Source organism: Nocardioides sp. IC4_145, assembly GCF_011250565.1.
GTDB lineage: Bacteria > Actinomycetota > Actinomycetes > Propionibacteriales > Nocardioidaceae > Nocardioides.
On sequence record NZ_JAANMS010000010.1, the window covers coordinates 78,332 to 95,199 of the forward strand.

At 73.4% G+C, this 16,868-nt stretch carries 14 protein-coding genes and 1 tRNA gene; 5 read left to right on the forward strand and 10 right to left on the reverse strand.

Translation table 11 applies throughout. The features are described from left to right. Nucleotides 1–51: 51 nt before the first annotated feature. Nucleotides 52–1,725, forward strand: a complete 1,674-nt coding sequence (locus tag G6553_RS06930) for an FAD-binding dehydrogenase (protein ID WP_207619458.1) — start codon at nt 52–54, stop codon at nt 1,723–1,725. Between the two features lie 36 nt (nt 1,726–1,761). Here the strand turns inward: G6553_RS06930 and G6553_RS06935 are convergent, their stop codons facing one another. Genes G6553_RS06935 through G6553_RS06945 form a run of 3 tightly spaced genes read right to left on the reverse strand, consistent with a single transcriptional unit; the run spans nt 1,762 to nt 4,277 of the window. After that, a complete protein-coding gene (locus G6553_RS06935) occupies nt 1,762–2,574 on the reverse strand; it encodes an HAD-IIA family hydrolase (RefSeq protein ID WP_166190439.1) in 813 nt (270 codons plus the stop codon). A gap of 22 nt (nt 2,575–2,596) precedes the next feature. Continuing rightward, the gene (locus tag G6553_RS06940) at nt 2,597–3,580 is read right to left on the reverse strand and encodes an alpha/beta hydrolase (RefSeq protein WP_347565556.1); all 984 of its coding nucleotides are present in this window, start codon (nt 3,578–3,580) and stop codon (nt 2,597–2,599) included. 55 nt (nt 3,581–3,635) lie between these two features. Further along, on the reverse strand, nt 3,636–4,277 hold the full coding sequence (locus G6553_RS06945) for a TetR/AcrR family transcriptional regulator (RefSeq protein ID WP_166190441.1): 642 nt from the start codon (nt 4,275–4,277) through the stop codon (nt 3,636–3,638). A gap of 69 nt (nt 4,278–4,346) precedes the next feature. On the opposite strand from G6553_RS06945, the gene G6553_RS06950 reads away from it, so the two are divergent. Further along, the gene (locus G6553_RS06950; RefSeq protein ID WP_347565557.1) at nt 4,347–5,708 is read left to right on the forward strand and encodes a cytochrome P450; all 1,362 of its coding nucleotides are present in this window, start codon (nt 4,347–4,349) and stop codon (nt 5,706–5,708) included. An 88-nt stretch (nt 5,709–5,796) separates the two neighbouring features. Here the strand turns inward: G6553_RS06950 and G6553_RS06955 are convergent, their stop codons facing one another. The 5 genes from G6553_RS06955 to G6553_RS06975 form a co-directional block, all read right to left on the reverse strand. Next, nucleotides 5,797–6,717: a glycine betaine ABC transporter substrate-binding protein gene (locus tag G6553_RS06955; protein ID WP_166190443.1), complete on the reverse strand. Its 921-nt coding sequence runs from the start codon at nt 6,715–6,717 to the stop codon at nt 5,797–5,799. Nucleotides 6,718–6,816: 99 nt separating this feature from the next. Beyond that, nucleotides 6,817–7,836: an ABC transporter permease subunit gene (locus G6553_RS06960; protein ID WP_166190445.1), complete on the reverse strand. Its 1,020-nt coding sequence runs from the start codon at nt 7,834–7,836 to the stop codon at nt 6,817–6,819. Further along, on the reverse strand, nt 7,833–9,065 hold the full coding sequence (locus G6553_RS06965; protein WP_166190447.1) for a betaine/proline/choline family ABC transporter ATP-binding protein: 1,233 nt from the start codon (nt 9,063–9,065) through the stop codon (nt 7,833–7,835). The genes G6553_RS06960 and G6553_RS06965 overlap by 4 nt, the downstream gene beginning before the upstream one ends. Before the next feature lie 262 nt (nt 9,066–9,327). Then, nucleotides 9,328–10,878, reverse strand: coding sequence for an alpha/beta hydrolase (locus tag G6553_RS06970; RefSeq protein WP_166190448.1), 1,551 nt, complete (start codon nt 10,876–10,878; stop codon nt 9,328–9,330). Between the two features lie 40 nt (nt 10,879–10,918). After that, nucleotides 10,919–11,437, reverse strand: coding sequence for a cupin domain-containing protein (locus tag G6553_RS06975; RefSeq protein ID WP_166190450.1), 519 nt, complete (start codon nt 11,435–11,437; stop codon nt 10,919–10,921). A gap of 140 nt (nt 11,438–11,577) precedes the next feature. On the opposite strand from G6553_RS06975, the gene G6553_RS06980 reads away from it, so the two are divergent. Continuing rightward, entirely contained in the window at nt 11,578–12,429 is an 852-nt protein-coding gene (locus G6553_RS06980) for a S1 family peptidase (protein WP_166190452.1), read from the forward strand. 66 nt (nt 12,430–12,495) lie between these two features. Here the strand turns inward: G6553_RS06980 and G6553_RS06985 are convergent, their stop codons facing one another. After that, nucleotides 12,496–13,284, reverse strand: coding sequence for a LamG-like jellyroll fold domain-containing protein (locus G6553_RS06985; RefSeq protein ID WP_166190454.1), 789 nt, complete (start codon nt 13,282–13,284; stop codon nt 12,496–12,498). Nucleotides 13,285–13,478: 194 nt separating this feature from the next. Then, nucleotides 13,479–13,551: transfer RNA gene (locus tag G6553_RS06990), tRNA-Arg, on the reverse strand. A 332-nt stretch (nt 13,552–13,883) separates the two neighbouring features. Between G6553_RS06990 and G6553_RS06995 the strand changes: the two genes are divergently transcribed. Next, a complete protein-coding gene (locus tag G6553_RS06995) occupies nt 13,884–15,692 on the forward strand; it encodes a phosphoenolpyruvate carboxykinase (GTP) (RefSeq protein WP_166190456.1) in 1,809 nt (602 codons plus the stop codon). A 133-nt stretch (nt 15,693–15,825) separates the two neighbouring features. After that, the gene (locus tag G6553_RS07000; protein WP_347565558.1) at nt 15,826–16,812 is read left to right on the forward strand and encodes a LuxR family transcriptional regulator; all 987 of its coding nucleotides are present in this window, start codon (nt 15,826–15,828) and stop codon (nt 16,810–16,812) included. Nucleotides 16,813–16,868: the final 56 nt, after the last annotated feature.

Consider the following 16,868-nt stretch of genomic DNA (forward strand, 5'->3'; position numbering starts at 1 on the left):
GCGGCCGACCCGGTCGACCACTGCGTCGGCGCCGTCGGCCACCATGGGCGCATGAGCGGAGCTCCGGGAGACCTGCGGGCCGACCTCGTCGTCGTGGGCGCCGGCCTCGCCGGCCTGGTGGCGGCGGCCGAGGCCGCGGACGCCGGCCGCAGCGTGCTGCTGCTGGACCAGGAGGGCGGGCAGAACCTCGGCGGCCAGGCGTTCTGGAGCCTCGGCGGGCTCTTCCTCGTCGACAGCCCGGAGCAGCGCCGGATGGGCGTCAAGGACAGCCTCGAGCTGGCCCGGCAGGACTGGTTCGGCAGTGCGCAGTTCGACCGGCCCGAGGACCGCTGGCCGCGCGCGTGGGCGGAGGCGTACCTGCAGTTCGCGGCCGGCGAGAAGCGCTCCTGGCTGCGGCAGATGGGCCACCGCCTCTTCCCGGTCGTCGGCTGGGCCGAGCGCGGCGACGGCACGGCCGGCGGCCACGGGAACTCGGTCCCCCGCTTCCACATCACCTGGGGCACCGGCCCGGGCGTCGTCGAGCCGTTCGAGCGGCGGGTGCGCGAGCACGTCGCGGCCGGACGCATCCGGCTCGCGTTCCGCCACCGCGTCGACGGGCTGCTCGTCGAGGGCGGAGCGGCCGTCGGCGTACGCGGCTCGCTGCTGGCGCCCACCGACGTCGACCGCGGCCGCCCGAGCAGCCGCACGGTGGTCGGGGACTTCGAGGCCCACGGGTCGGCGGTCGTGGTGACGAGCGGCGGCATCGGCGGCGACCACGACCTCGTGCGCCGCAACTGGCCGGAGCGGCTCGGCACCCCGCCGAGGCGGATGGTCGCGGGCGTGCCCGCGCACGTCGACGGTCGGATGCTGCGGATCACCCAGGACGCCGGCGCGAACGTCGTCAACCCCGACCGGATGTGGCACTACGTCGAGGGCCTGCGCAACTGGGACCCGATCTGGGACAACCACGGCATCCGGATCCTGCCCGGCCCGTCGTCCCTGTGGCTCGACGCCGAGGGCAACCGGCTGCCGGCGCCGTGCTTCCCCGGCTTCGACACGCTCGGCACGCTGCGCCACCTCCGCGCGACCGGCCACGACTACTCCTGGTTCGTGCTGACCCAGCGGATCATCGAGAAGGAGTTCGCACTGTCGGGCTCCGAGCAGAACCCCGACCTCACCGGCAAGGACGTCAGGCTGCTGCTCTCGCGGGTCAAGAAGGGCGCGGCCGGACCGGTCGAGGCGTTCAAGCAGCACGGCGAGGACTTCGTCGTCGCCGACACCCTCGAGGAGCTCGTCACCGGCATGAACCGGATCGGCGACGACGACGTGCCGCCGATCGACGCCGCCCGCGTCCGCAGCATCGTCGAGGCGCGCGACCGGGAGATGGACAACACCTTCAGCAAGGACGCGCAGGTGACCGCGATCCACGGCGCCCGGACCTTCCTCGGCGACAAGCTCATCCGCGTCGCCCGGCCGCACAAGCTGCTCGACCGCGCCGCCGGCCCGCTCATCGCCGTGCGGCTCAACATCCTCTCCCGCAAGACCCTCGGCGGCCTCGAGACCGACCTCGACGGTCGCTGCCTGCGCGCGGACGGCACGCCGTACCCCGGCCTGTACGCCGCGGGCGAGGTCGCCGGCTTCGGCGGCGGCGGGATGATGGGCTACAACGCGCTGGAGGGGACGTTCCTCGGGGGCTGCCTCTTCTCCGGCCGCGTCGCCGGACGGGCCGCAGCCGCCGCGACGTAGCCCGCCCTCGCCTCCGCCAGCCCGCCCTCGCCTCCGTCAGTCCGTCGGCGGCGGCGGCAGGGTCTGACCGCGGGCCAGGTCGACGAGGTCGGCGATCGAGTCGACCACCCGGGTCGGGCGGTACGGGAACGTCTCGACCTGCTCGGGCCGGGTCGACCCGGTCAGCACGAGCACGGTCCGCAGGCCGGCCTCGAGGCCGCTGACGACGTCGGTGTCCATCCGGTCGCCGATCATCACCGCCGACTCCGAGTGCGCGTCGAGCCGGTTGAGCGCCGAGCGCATCATCAGCGGGTTCGGCTTGCCGACGAAGTACGGCGAGCGACCGGTCGCGGTGCTGATCAGCGCCGCGACGGAGCCGGTCGCGGGCAGCTTGCCCTGCTGGCTCGGCCCGCTCGGGTCGGGGTTGGTCGCGATGAACCGTGCCCCGGCGTCGATGAGCCGGATCGCCCGGGTGATCGCCTCGAAGGAGTAGGTCCGGGTCTCGCCGAGCACCACGTAGTCGGGGTCGTGGTCGGTCAGCACGTAGCCGATGTCGTGCAGGGCGGTCGTCAGCCCGGCCTCGCCGACGACGTAGGCCCGTCCGGCCGGACGCTGGTCGGCGAGGAACTGCGCGGTGGCCAGCGCCGAGGTCCAGATCGACTCCTCGGGCACGTCGATGCCGCTGGCGAGCAGCCGCGAGCGCAGGTCGCGCGGGGTGTAGATCGAGTTGTTGGTGAGGACGAGGAACTTCCGGCCCGACGCCCTGAGCGCCTCCAGGAAGTCGCTCGCGCCCGGGATCGGCTCCTCCTCGTGCACGAGGACGCCGTCCATGTCGGTCAACCAGTACTCGATCGGGCGGTCCTCGGTCATGGTGCCGAGTGTGGCAGGCGGGCTACTCCGCGAGCACCCGCCGGACGAGCGCCTCGACGTCCGCGGCCGTCATGCCTGTGGCGCGGACGGCGCGGACGGCCGCCGCGAGGTCGTCGACCTCCGGCGGCGGGACGTCCTCCTCGGGGCCGAGGGCGTGCTCGCGGACGAGCCGGGCGACCTCCTCAGGCGCCTCGGCGGGAGCGAGGTGGCCGACGCCGTCGAGCTCGACGAAGGCACCGCCGGTCAGGGTGGCGAGCTCGCGCAGCAGGCCGGGCGGGGTGGGTACGTCGTGCGAGCCGGCCACCGCCAGCACCGGGACCGTGACCTCCGCGGCGCGCAGCCGGTCGCGCACGTCGAAGCGGTCCAGCGCGCCGCACACCACGGCGTACGCCTCGTCGTCGGCCTCGGTCAGCGCCCGGAGCAGCGCGGAGGCACGCTCGGGATCGCGCTCGACGAACCCCGGCCCGAACCAGCGGCGGGTCGAGGTCTCCACGAGCGCCTCGGTGCCGCGCTCGCGGACCACCGCCGCGCGCTCGGCCCACAGCGCCGGCGCGCCGAGCCGCGCGCCGGTGCAGAGCAGAGCCGCGGACTCGACCCGGTGCGGCGCGTCGAGCAGCAGCTGGAGCCCGACGGCCCCTCCGACGGAGTCGCCGGCGTAGTGGAACGAAGGGGCGTGCAACCCCTGGGACATGGTGTCGACGAGGTCGAGCACGCCGCCGGCGAGGCCCGCCACGGTGAGCGGCTCCTCGACGGCGGCGCGGTTGGTGCCGTGCCCCGGCAGGTCCCAGGCCACGACCTGGAAGTCGCGGGCGAGGTGGCGGGCGCACTCGCCCCACAGCGAATTCGCCGACGTGCCGAGCGACGGGCCGAGGACCAGCAGGGGGCGGTCGGGTCGGCCGCCCAGGCGGACGGCCGTCAGCGAGGCGGTCAGAGGACGAGCAGGGCCAGGACGATGACGGCGATGATCAGGGCGATGACGGCGATGGTGCGAGTGTTCATGGTTCACCTTTCTCGGGGATGACGGGCTGGTGCCCGACCCTCCGGCCGCACAAACCCCCAGGTCAGCGCTGGTCCGGTCCGGTCCCGCCGCCGACCAGCAGCGCGAGCACCCGGCCCATGAGGTCGTCGGGCACCGCGGCGGGGTCGGTCATCCGCTCGATCGCCAGCCCGTTCGACAGCGCCAGCAGCAGCGTCGCGACCGACGCCGCCGGCAGGGGCAGCTCGGCCCCGGCCTGCTCGGCGTGGGCGGCGACCGCCTCGGCGACCGCGGCGCGCAGCTCGCCGTGGCGCCGGACGAAGGAGTCGTCGGTCCGGCCGGTGCGGACGGCGCGCTGCCACAGCTCGAGGAAGAGCAGGTGCCAGTCGTGCTGCTCGTCGCTCGCGGCGGTCAGCCGGTCGCCGAGCGCCCGCGCGCGCTCCGGGAGCGTCGCGGCGGGGTCGTCGACGGCGGCGAGGCCGAGGTCGAGGTACGCCGAGACGCGGTCGTCGACGAGCGCCGCGACCAGGCCCTCCTTGCTGCCGAAGTTGGAGTAGACCGCGCCCTTGGTGAACCCCGCGGCGGCCGCCACGTCGTCGAGGCTGGCCCCGTCGATGCCCTGCCGGGCGAACGTCCGGGCCGCGGCGTCGAGCAGCGCGCGGCGTACCTCGTCCCGCGGCGGGCGGCGCCGTGCCGCCGCCGGCAGCGCCGTCGGTCCCGTTGACATGACCCGGGACGATACTCGAAGGTATCGGATACCGCCCGGTATCCGCCCCCGTCCCTCCAGGAGGACTCCGTGCTGCTCCGCACCACGCCCCGGCCGGTCGCGCGCACGACCGAGGCCCTGCGCTCCGCCGCCCGCCCGGCCGTCCGCTGGGGGCTGGCCCACGCGCTGCCCCGGACCGTCATGGGCGCGGCGGCCCGCCGCGGCGACCTGCACGGGCAGCTCCTCGTCGCCTCGAGCACCAGCGCGGACGCGCCGATCGAGCTCTTCGACGCGATCCGCGCCCAGGGGCCCATCCACCGCTCCCGCTACGCCTACGTCACCGCGAACCTCCCCGTCGTCCGCGAGGTGCTCGCCAACCCCGACGTCCGCGCCGGCGTCGACCTCGGCACCGGCGCCGGGCCGCTGGGCCGGCTCGGCACGTGGGCGCACCGGACGACCCCCATGGGCCCGCTCACGCCGCCGTCCTTGCTGGTCACCGAGCCGCCGGACCACACCCGGATGCGCAAGCTCGTCACCCGGGTCTTCTCGGTCAAGGCCGTCCAGCGACTGCGCGACCGGACCGAGGAGATCGCCGACGACCTGCTCACCTCGTTGGAGCAGCAGGCCCGGGAGGGCCGGCCGGTCGACCTGGTCGAGGCGTACTGCGCGCTGCTGCCGGTGACCGTCATCGCCGAGATCCTCGGCGTCCCGGACTCCGAGCGGCACACCGTCCTGGAGTTCGGCACCGCGGCGGCGCCGAGCCTCGACCTCGGGCTGTCCTGGGGCCGGTTCCGCACCGTCGAGCGCGCCCTGTCCTCGTTCGAGCGCTGGCTGGTCGAGCACATCGAGGCCAAGCGCCGCGACCCGGGCGACGACCTGCTCAGCCAGATGGTCGCCGCCCGCGACGACGACGGCGTCGCGCTCACCGACAAGGAGCTGATCGCCACCGCCGGGCTGGTGCTGGCGGCGGGCTTCGAGACGACCGTCAACCTGCTCTCGAACGGCATCGCGCTGCTCCACGAGCACCCCGAGCAGCGCGCTCTCCTGGCCGCCGACCCCGACCGCTGGCCGAACGCCGTCGAGGAGGTGCTGCGCCACGACCCGCCGGTCCTGCTCACCGGCCGCACGGTCGTCCGCGACACCGAGATCGCCGGCACGCGCGTCCCGCGGGGCGCCGTGGTCACCACGCTGCTGGCCGGCGCCAACCGGGACCCCGAGGTCTTCGCCGACCCGCACCGCTTCGACGTCACCCGGGAGAACGCCGCCGACCACGTGTCGTTCTCCGCCGGCCGGCACTTCTGCCTCGGCGCCGCGCTGGCGCGGATGGAGGGCCAGGTCGGGCTCCAGCGGGTGACCGAGCGGTTCCCCGACCTGCGGCTGACCCCGGGGGCCACCCGTCGCGACACCCGCATCCTGCGCGGCTTCCACACGCTGCCGGCCGTGCTCGGCTGACGAGGACGCGCCCAGGCGCCCCGGACGCCCCGGAACGCACAGCGGGCCCCGCCGAGGATCGGCGGGGCCCGCGGCGTACGTCGGGTGGTCAGCCCTGCAGCGCCTCCAGCACGTCGGGGTTCTCCTCGAGCCAGGCCTCGACGGCCTCGTCCTCGCGGCCCTCGCCGTACTCGTTGACGACCAGGTTCTCCAGCGAGCCGTACTGGTCGTCGTCGAGGGTCAGGTTGCCCATCATCTCGGCGACCTCCGGGTGCTCCTCGGAGAAGCCGGCGGTGGCGATCGCGTTCAGCGTCTCGGCCTCACCCAGCGCGCCCTCGGGGTCCTCGAGGTCCCTGACCGGGAACTCGGAGTTGGCCCAGAACGGCTTCCACAAGGTGACGACGATCGGCTCCTCCGCGTCGGTCGCCTTGCGCAGCTCGGCGAGCATCGCCGTGGTGGAGGACTCGACGAGCTCGAACTCCTCGTCCAGGCCGTACGCCGGCATGACCGACTCCTTGGTGACCTTGGTCAGCCCGGCGCCCGGCTCGATGCCGATGATCTCGCCGTCGTACTCCGAGGCCTTGCCCTGGAGGTCGGCGATCGAGGTGAGGTCGCTGTACTCCGGCACCGCGAAGGTCAGCTTGGCGCCCTCGTAGTAGGCGCCGAGGTCCTCGAGGTCCTCCCCGAACTGCTCCATGTAGGCCTCGTGGGTGACCTGGGGCCAGGCCGAGGGGTAGACGTCGATGTCGCCGTTGGCGACGCCGGTGTAGAGCGGCGCGGCCTCGGAGATCTCGGTGATCTCGACCGTGTAGCCCTCGTCCTCGAGCACGTTCTTCCACAGGTGGGCGGTGCTCAGCCCGTCGGTCCAGGAAGGGATGATCCCCAGGTTGATCGTCTTGTCCCCGCCGCCGCTTCCGGCGGTGGTGTCGTCGTCGGATGCGTCGTCGGAGCCGCACGCGGTCGCCGTCGCCCCCAGGGTGAGGAGGCTGGCCGTCGCGACGGCCCGGCGCAGTGCCCGCTTGCTGTTCATTCGTCGTTCCTCTCGTCGTGCACGTGTCTGCCCGGTCGACCGGGCCCCGAGACTCCGGCGGGCTGTGCGGTCCCGCCGGGTGGCTTGGTGGAGGTGCGGTCAGGCCCGGGCGTCCTCCGGCTCCGCCGCCGCAGGGGCACCCGGGCCGTCGACGGCGGGTGCGGGCGTGCGGCCGGCGGCGTCCGCGGTGGCGCGGCGCCGGGCGAGCAGGGCGCGGGCACGCCCGCGCTGTCCCGGCGTACGCCGTCCGGCGGAGGCGGTGACCCGGTCCAGGTAGACCGCGAGGACCACGACGGAGAGACCGGCCTCGAAGCCCAGGCCGATGTCGAGCCGCGAGATCGAGCTGGTCACGGCGCCGCCGAGCCCGCCGCCGCCGACGAGGCCGGCGATGACGGCCATCGACAGCGCCAGCATGATCACCTGGTTGACGCCCGCCATCACGGTGGGCAGGGCCAACGGCAGCTGGGTCTCGCGGAGGATCTGCCGCGGCGTCGCGCCGAACGCGTGCCCCGCCTCGACCACCTCGGCGTCGACCTGGCGGATGCCGAGCTCGGTGAGCCGCACCGCCGGGGGCAGCGCGAAGATCACCGTCGCGACGAGCGCCGGGGGCGACCCGATGCTGAAGAGCATCACGACCGGCACCAGCCAGACGAAGGCCGGCATGGTCTGCATCAGGTCCATCACCGGCCGCACGACGCGGCTGAAGCGGTCGGAGCGGGCGGCGAGCACGCCGAGCGGGATGCCGATCACCAGCGCGACGAGCGTCGCGACCAGGACGAGGGACAGCGTGGCCATCGCGTTCGTCCACTGCTCGACGCCGATGATGCCGGCCAGCCCGACGAACGAGCCGAGGGCGAGCTTCCAGTCCTTGGCCAGCCACGCGATGAGCGCCAGCACGGCGGCCGTCACCAGCGGGGCGGGGCCGTCGAGGAGGTCGGTGAGGCCGTCGACGGTCGTCTCGGTGAGGTCGGCGACCGCGTCGAGCACGCCGCCGAGGTGGTCCTGCACCCACTCGAAGCCGTCGAGGATCCAGTCCCCGAGCGGGATGCGCGGCACGCCGTCCACGCGCTCCCAGTCCTCGGCCGCCAGCGGGAGGACCGCCTGGTCGATGACGCTCATGCCTGAACTCCTTCCTCGATGAGCACCGGGTGCGCGGCCTCGGCCGCCTCCGGCCCGGCACCGCTGCCCAGCGCGGCGAGCAGGGTGACCCGCGGGATCACCCCGAGCAGGCGCCCGCGCTCGTCGATCACGGCGAGCGCGGTGGCGCTGTCCGCCGAGGCGCCGAAGAGGTCGGCGACCGCGGTGTCGGGCCCGACGGAGATCGCGGCCTCCATCACCCCCGTGAGGTCGTCGCGCCCGGTGCGCACGGCCTCCGCGGCCGCGGCCTCGGTCACGACGCCACGGAGGCGCCGGTCCCGGTCGACGACCATGACGGCGGCGAGCTGGTGCTCCCGGATCAGCTTGTGCGCGGCGCGCGGGCCCTGGCCGGCGCCGATGACCGCGACCGGCGGCTCCATCACCGACGAGGCGGTGAGCACGCGCGTGCGGTCGACGTCCTGGACGAACTGGGCGACGTAGTCGTTCGCGGGGTCGTTGAGGATCTGCTCCGCCGTGCCCTGCTGGACGATCCGGCCGTCGCGCATCATCGCGATCCGGTCGCCGAGCCGCATCGCCTCGTTGAGGTCGTGGGTGATGAAGAGGATCGTCTTGCCCAGCTCGTGCTGGAGCTCGACGAGCTGGTCCTGCATCTCGCGGCGGATGAGCGGGTCGAGCGCGCTGAACGCCTCGTCCATCAGCATCACGTCGGTCTCGGCGGCGAGCGCGCGGGCCAGGCCCACCCGCTGCCGCATGCCGCCGGACAGCTCACCGGGCAGCGAGCCGCCCCAGCCGCCGAGGCCGACCAGGTCCAGGGCGCGCTCGGCGCGGCGCTCGCGGTCGGCGCGGTTCACGCCGCGGATCTTCAGGCCGTACGCCGCGTTCTGGCCGACGGTGCGGTGCGGCAGCAGCGCGAAGTGCTGGAAGACCATGCTCACCCGCTCGCGCCGGACCCGGCGCATGCCGCGGGCGTCGAGCGCGGTGAGGTCCTCCCCGCCCACCCGGACCGTGCCGGAGGTCGGGGGGAGCAGGCCGTTGACCGTCCGGATCAGCGTGGACTTGCCCGAGCCGCTGAGGCCCATGACGACGAAGATCTCGCCCTCGGACACCTCGAAGGAGGCGTCGATGACGGCCGCCGTCCAGCCCTCCGCCCGCAGCTCGTCGCGGCTCGCGCCGGCCCGCAGCCGGTCGACGGCACGTTCGGGACGGCGTCCGAAGACCTTGAAGACCTCGTGCGCCTCGATGACTGGCACCTGGTGCTGCTCCTCCACCGTGGGCGCCGACCTGTCGTCGGCACCGCTCACCTGCAGCCGGACGACGCACACCACGACACCACGCGGACGCCAGTGGTGCGTCCGGGGCGGATCGCGGGCTACGAAGGCAGGACGCCCGAACGCCCCGCGGTCTCGAGCCGCCCCGGCAACCTAGCGGGGATCACCCGGAGGTCCAAGAACGGGTTACGGATCGGTAACAACCCTCCGGGATCGCTGCGGCACTGGTACGGAGGGCCCGTGCTCAGCAACCGACACCGGTGACGTCGCCGTCGGAGCGACGGTCGTCCCCACGGCCGAGGTCGTAGGCCGAGCAGTAGTAGAAGCTCAGCAGCGGGTCCCGCTGCAGCCGGATCGCGCGACGGCCGTTGCCGGCGGTGGGCTCGAGGTAGCGGAAGGACTGCTTCAGCAGCGCCTGCGGGCCGCCGCGGTGCTTGAGGTAGCGGTCGAGCCACCGCTGCACGTAGACGCTGGTCAGCGCTTGGCCGTGCCGACTTGCCGGGAGCACCAGCGGGATGTCGGTGTAGTCGAGGTGGGTCGAGGCGCGCGGCACGACCAGCATCGCGTCGTGACGGCTCTTGGCCCAGCGGTCGTAGCCGGCCTGCCGCTCACGCCTCGGGTCCGGGCCGCCCGGCGTCGGCGCCGGGACGAGGGAGGAACCGGCGGCGAGGAGGTACGGCGCCACGGTGAACCCGTACTCCGACTGCACCGCCAGCGCCGGCACCCGCGGCACCGTCTCGTTGACCGGCACCGACGGGATGGTGCCGCCGTCCTTTCCGGCGAACAGCTTGTCCAGCGCGACGACGGTCGCGACCCGCTCGTCGGTGCCCTGGACCTCCGAGACCGCCCGGGCGCCCATCGAGTGGCCGATGATCGCGAGCCGCGTGGTCCGGCCAGGCGTCGCCGTACGCCGGTCGGGGCTGCGGTCGAACAGCCGCCAGAACGGGTTGAACGCGTCGGGCCTCGTGCCCGCCGAGCCGGGGTTGGCGTAGGGCTTCGCGGGGGTGGAGACGAAGAAGTCGATGGCGTCCTCAGTGCCGACGATGAAGTTCGAGACCTGCTGGAACGGCACGCCCGGGCAGCCGAGCGCCTCCCGGTCCCGGGGCGGCGCGAAGGGGTTGCAGAACGGAAGGGCGTCGACCTGGTCCCCCGGCAGGGGCAGCGGCTCGTGGGGCAGGGTCTCGCTGCGGCCCTGGCCCTGCACGTCGTAGGTGAGCACGACGTACCCACGCTCGGCGAGGTCCTGCGCCAGCCAGCGGTACATCCCCTCCGACCCCTGCACCGACCCCGGCGTGACCACGACGCCCGGGAACGGCCCGCGCAGCGGCGCGCCGGTGTAGGGGTCCTTCGCGCCCGGCAGCGGTCGGTACACCGTGCCGCGCAGCAGCGCGCCGTAGCGGTTGGTGAACGACACGTCGCGCATCCGCCCGCGGGTGCCCTCCCAGCCGGCCCGCAGCGGGTTGCCGACGTTCCAGCCGGGCACGACCTGGCCCGCGGTCAGCGCGAGTCGGGTCGGGCTCGCGACCTGCGCGAGGAGCTGCGTCACCGACGTCGCGGACGCCTGCTGCACCAGCGCAGGGAGGTACGCCGGGTCGCGCAGCTGGCCGCCCGGCCCGGTGATCCGGCCGTAGGCGTCGGCGATGTTCTGCAGGTCCCGCGCGACGTACGCCGGCGAGTGGACGCCCGGCCCGTCCTCGGCCCGGACCGCGGCGCCCGGTGGTGCGACGGCGACCGTCGCCCCCAGGAGCGCGGTCGTCAGCAGGGCCAGGGCACGGGCGGTCCGGGTACGTCGCACGGCCGGACCAACGACCGGCCCGGCCAGAGGGTTACCGCCCTCACACCAGGTGGTTGTCGTGTCGGGCGCAGAAGTCGAGGTACTCCTCCTGGCTGACCTCGCGCCCCGAGGTGAACATGTCGACCAGGCCCTCGAAGTAGGCCTCGCGTGGGGCGCCGGGGGTGAAGAGGATGAGCATCGACGCCGGCTCGCCGGACTCGTTGCGGAACGCGTGGACCGATCCTTCCGGCACGTGGCAGAAGTCCCCCGGCCCGGCGTCGGACCAACCGCGCCCGTCGTGGAGGCGGACGGTCCCGGACAGCACGAAGAACGCCTCGGACATCGTGCGGTGGAAGTGCGGGGCCGGACCGCCCGGCTGAGGACCCATGTCCCAGCGGTACAACCCGTAACGCCCGTCTGTCGTGGCGCCGGTCGCCAGGTAGTGGGCGAAGCCACCCAGCGTGTCGAGGTCTGCTGGCGCGTCGGCCCGCCGGAGCCGGGCAGCCGCCTCCGGCTCGGCGGCGACGTACTGCTCGGGCGGGTAGGTCGCGCCCACGATCCAGGGGTCCGGGTGCGTCATCCCCCGACGGTGGCACCTCTGCGTCGCCGCCGCACCCCTGGACGGCTCCCCGCTCCCGCGCATCCCCAGAATCGGGTATTCGCCGGCCGCCGCACGCGTGCTGCACTGGGCTCCCGTTCCTCGTCCCCCGGAGGTCCCTCGTGCGTTCCCGTCTCCCTGCCCTGCTCATCACGGCCGCCACCGCCCTCGCCCTGGTCGCGCCGTCCGGCGCCGCCTCCGCGAGCACCGGTGGCACCGTCGACACCGCCAACCGCTACTCCGGCGTCGCTCTCATCACGTTCTACGACGACGGCACCCGCTACCGGTGCTCGGCCACGCTCGTCAGCCCGACGGTCCTGCTCACCGCCGCGCACTGCACCGACAGCGTGGAGGGGCTGACCGCGGTGACGTTCGAGCCTCTCGTCGATGACGCTCCCCCGGCCGACCTGCCGGTCGCATCCGACCCCGCCGCCGGGTACACCGCCGCCGACATCACCACCGCGGGCTTCCTCCCCGGCGAGGGCGAGACCCACCCGGCGTACTCCGGCTTCAGCGACCTGGACAACTGGAACGACGTGGGCGTCGTCGTCCTGGAGGAGCCGGTGACCGGCGTCGACATCACGCCGATCGCGACCGTGGGCACGCTCGACGCGATCCCGCGCCGGGACCTGCGCTCGACGCTGTTCCGCGCGGTCGGCTACGGCACCGAGGTCCGCAAGGCCGACTCCGGTCCGCAGACCCCCACGCCGATGAGCTACCCGATCGTGCGCCGCTACGTCGACATGCCCGGGCAGAAGCTCACCCCCCAGGTCCTGCAGACGAACGGCAACGAGAAGGACAACGCAGGCACGGGTGGCACGTGCTTCGGCGACTCGGGCGGCCCGCTGCTCCTCGACGGCCAGATCGTCGGCGTCACCAGCTACGGCTACACCGCGAACTGCCGCTACATCGGTGGCTACCAGCGGGTCGACATCGCGGTGGTCCAGGACTGGTTGGCGCAGTTCGGGCTCTGACCGCACCGCTCGGCGGGGTCGTGTGCCCGATCGGGTCGGACCCGCTCCCGCGACGGAGGGAGGCGATCAGCCGCCGATGCGGATCGTGACCTCGTCGAGCTCGGCGCGGTACTGGTCGTTGCTGGCGGAGGTGGCGTTCTTGCCGCCGATCCGCAGGGGCGCGGCGTTGGCAAGCACGCCGGCCACGGCCGCGCGGCGGGCGCGCACGACGCCGTCGACAAGGACCGACACGTGGGACGCGGTCCGCACGCAGGCGACATGGTGCCAGGCGCCGTCGGCGACATCGGCCGTCGTGGAAGTCGCCTCGACGAGCACCCGCCCGCGGCTGGACCTGATGACACAACTGGGCCGGCCGTAGTCGACCTGCAGCTTGTACTGGCCGCCGGTCTCGTTGGAGTAGCCCTTCTGCACGACGTTCATCGTCCGCCGACTCTCTTCCCGGGTCATCCGCACGTCCACGGCCACCTCGAGGTCGCCTGTGCCGGGGTCGAGCGCCGGGTCGTCGGGCACCTCGACGACGACCCGCCCGCAGGTCGCGCACGGGTACCGGACCCCGCGCCCGGAGCCGCCCCCGACCGAGGTCAGCGTGCCTCGGCCGACCACCGTGCCCCGCGCCGACCCGGCGCCGTCGAGCACGACCGAGCCCGACCGCCACGACACCTGCTCGTCGAAGGTCAGGCGAAGCACCGGGGTCGCGGCCAGCGCCGTCGGGACGGCGGCCGCCGCCGGACCGTCGGGGTGCGGTGCCGCCCCGGTGGTGCCTGCGAGCGCGGCCACTGCGGCCAGCACCGCCGCGCCGGCGGCGAGGTGCGGCGTACGTCGTCGGGTCCGTCGGCCGGGTCGGTGCTGTGGCATCGCTGCTCCCCTCGCGCGGCCGACGGCCCGCGCCGCGGCCCTCGCGACTCTCGCACGGGGGCGATGCTCCCGCATCCCTCGTTCGCGGTAACCCGGCAGCCCGGCGACGCGGGACGGCCGCAGGGAACGCAAACCGACCGACCCCCAGAACGACGAAGCGGCCCCCACCGCCGGTGGGGGCCGCTCACGTCCTGCGCGCCTGTAGGGATTCGAACCCCAAACCTTCTGATCCGTAGTCAGATGCTCTATCCGTTGAGCTACAGGCGCCCGTCCACCTCGCGGCGGACAAGGGAAGACCTTAGCCGACGCGGCCGGCGAAGCCGAAATCTCGACCCCGTCCTGCACGGGGTGTGACGTGGCCCACGAGGCGTTGAACGATCCAATACTCGGCCCCGGAGGGCGGGGGTACATTCAGCGGACCCGCAGGTGGCGGCGCGCATTGTGCCGCCCACCGGGGCACTCACAAAAGTCGCCGACAACGAGGCCGCGCGATCCACATCAGCTCCACGACACACCGTCGATACGCTCGACGGCCGGCGGCGCCGAGGACGACCCGAGGCGACCACCGCGAATGCGCGAGAGGGAACGGAACTTCAGGCATGACCGCCGAGACGCAGGCACCGACCACCCACCGAGGCATCGCCGACTTCGTCGAGAAGTGGGCCGCCATCATGCAGCCGGACAGCATCCACTGGTGCACCGGCGACGACCAGGAGTGGGACGAGCTGACCCGAGCGCTCGAGTCCACGGGCACCTTCACGCGGCTCAACCCGCAGCTCAAGCCGAACTCCTTCTACGCCGCCTCCGACCCGATCGACGTCGCGCGCGTCGAGGACCGCACCTACATCTGCTCCGTCGACGAGAAGGACGCCGGGCCCACCAACAACTGGATGGCGCCCGACGACATGAAGTCCCTCATGAACGGCCTCTACGAGGGCTGCATGAAGGGCCGCACCATGTACGTCATCCCCTTCGTCATGGGCCACCTCGAGTCCGAGCGCCCGATGTTCGGCATCGAGATCACCGACTCGGCGTACGTCACCGCCTCGATGCGCGTCATGGCCCGCATGGGCACCAACGTCCTGCGCAGGATGGAGGAGCTCGACGCCGACTTCGTCGAGGCCGTCCACTCCGTCGGCCACCCCCTCGCCGAGGGCGAGAAGGACGTCGCGTGGCCGTGCAACGACACCAAGTACATCGTGCACTTCCCCGAGGAGCGCTCGATCTGGTCCTTCGGCTCCGGGTACGGCGGCAACGCGCTGCTCGGCAAGAAGTGCTACGCCCTGCGCATCGCGAGCGTCATGGCCCGCGACGAGGGCTGGCTCGCCGAGCACATGCTGATCCTCAAGCTCACCAGCCCCGAGGGCGTCGTGAAGTACATCGCCGCGGCCTTCCCCAGCGCCTGCGGCAAGACCAACCTCGCGATGCTCGAGCCGACCATCCCCGGCTGGAAGGTCGAGACCCTCGGCGACGACATCGCCTGGATGCGGGTCGGCGAGGACGGCCGACTGTGGGCGGTCAACCCCGAGTACGGCTTCTTCGGCGTCGCGCCGGGCACGAACTACCACACCAACCCGAACGCGATGAAGACCATCGAGAAGGGCAACTCGGTCTTCACCAACGTCGCGCTCACCGAGGACGGCGACGTCTGGTGGGAGGGCCTGGAGAACCCGCCGGCCAAGGCCACGTCCTGGAAGGGCGAGCCGTGGACCCCGGACTCCGAGGAGCTCTCCAGCCACCCCAACAGCCGCTACTGCACCCCGATCAAGCAGTGCGACATCCTCGCGGCGGAGTACGACGACCCGCGCGGCGTCCCGATCGACGCGATCCTCTTCGGCGGCCGCCGCAAGACGACCGTCCCGCTGGTCTTCGAGGCACGCGACTGGACCCACGGCACCTTCCTCGGCGCGACGCTCTCTTCGGAGACCACCGCGGCCGCGGTCGGCGCGGTCGGCGTCGTGCGTCGCGACCCGATGGCGATGCTGCCGTTCATCGGCTACAACGCCGGCGACTACTTCAACCACTGGATCACCGTCGGCAAGGACAACGACGCGGCGAAGCTGCCGAAGATCTTCTACGTCAACTGGTTCCGCCGCGACGACGAGGGCGGCTTTCTGTGGCCCGGCTTCGGCGAGAACAGCCGCGTGCTGAAGTGGGTCGTCGAGCGCATCGACGGCCAGGCGGCCGCGGAGGAGACCGCGATCGGCCACGTGCCCGCGCCGGGCTCCCTCGACGTCGACGGCCTCGACATGTCCGAGGAGGCCCTGCGCGCCGCCCTCGCGGTCGACCCGGAGGAGTGGAAGGCCGAGATCCCGCAGATCCAGGAGTGGTTCGAGAAGTTCGGCGACGACCTGCCGGCCGTCCTCTGGACCGAGCTCGACGGCCTCAAGGCGCGTCTCGGCGTCTGACCCGCCCGGGCAGCAGCCCGAGCCAGCCAGAACAAGACCGAAGGCCCCGTCCCTCACCGGACGGGGCCTTCGGCGTGTGTGGGAGCATGGGCTCGGTCTCGGGGGCCGGGCAGAGGGAAGCAAGGGGAGGTCCGTGGCCGAGCACGACCTGCACGACCGGCGGCTCTTCGAGCAGGTGGCCGCCCCGCTCTACGAGGAGCTGCTGGCCGAGTCCGGACTGGCCGCCGACGACCCCCGGACCAGCGAGGACGTCGTGCGCCGCGCGCTCGACCTGCTGCTGGACCTCGGGCTGGTGCGCCTCGACGCCGAGGCCGGCCGCTGGCTGCCCGAGGACCCCGCCGGCGCGACCTCCCGCGTCGTGTCGCCGCTGGGCCGCGAGGGCGCCCGGCTGCTGGAGGAGTCGGCCGCCTGGTTGACGACCCTCTCCGCGCTCGGGCAGGCCTGGCGCCGTACGCCGCAGGCGGCCGAGACCGGCCCGTTCACCTACCTGCGGGCCGAGGCCATCGAGCCCTTCCTCGCCGCGCTCGTCGCGGAGTGCCAGGAGGAGGCGCTCACCGCGCAGCCGCAGGCCGGCCGCGACCCGAAGCTGCTCGCCGTCGGGATGCAGCGCGACAGCGCCCTGCTCGAGCGCGGGGCGCGGATCCGCACGCTCTACCAGCACAGCGCGCGGCGCAGCAGCACCACCCGCGAGTACGTCGCCGCAGTGACCGCCCGCGGCGCGGAGGTCCGGACCCTCGACGAGTTCTTCAACCGGATGATCGTCATCGACCGGCAGGTGGCGGTCATCCCCAGCGGGGATGACCTCAGCGTGGCGCTCGCCGTCCGCGAGCCGTCCGTCGTGGCGTACCTCGTCGACGTCTTCGAGCGCTCCTGGGAGCGGGGCCGGCCCTTCACCAGCCGCAGCGCCACGATGCTCAAGGACATCGCCGCCGAGCAGCGGGCGATGACCCTGCGGATGCTCATCGAGGGCCACCCCGACCCGGTCTCGGCCAAGCGGCTCGGCGTCAGCCCGCGGACGTACGCCGGCTACGTGGCCGACCTGAAGAACGAGTTCGAGGCCGAGACCCGCTTCCAGCTCGGCTACACGATCGGGCAGCAGGGGATCTCAGGCGAGGAGTGAAGACGCTCGAGGCCAGCGACGTGGGGGGACGTCGCTGGCCTCGAGCGGCTCGGGGG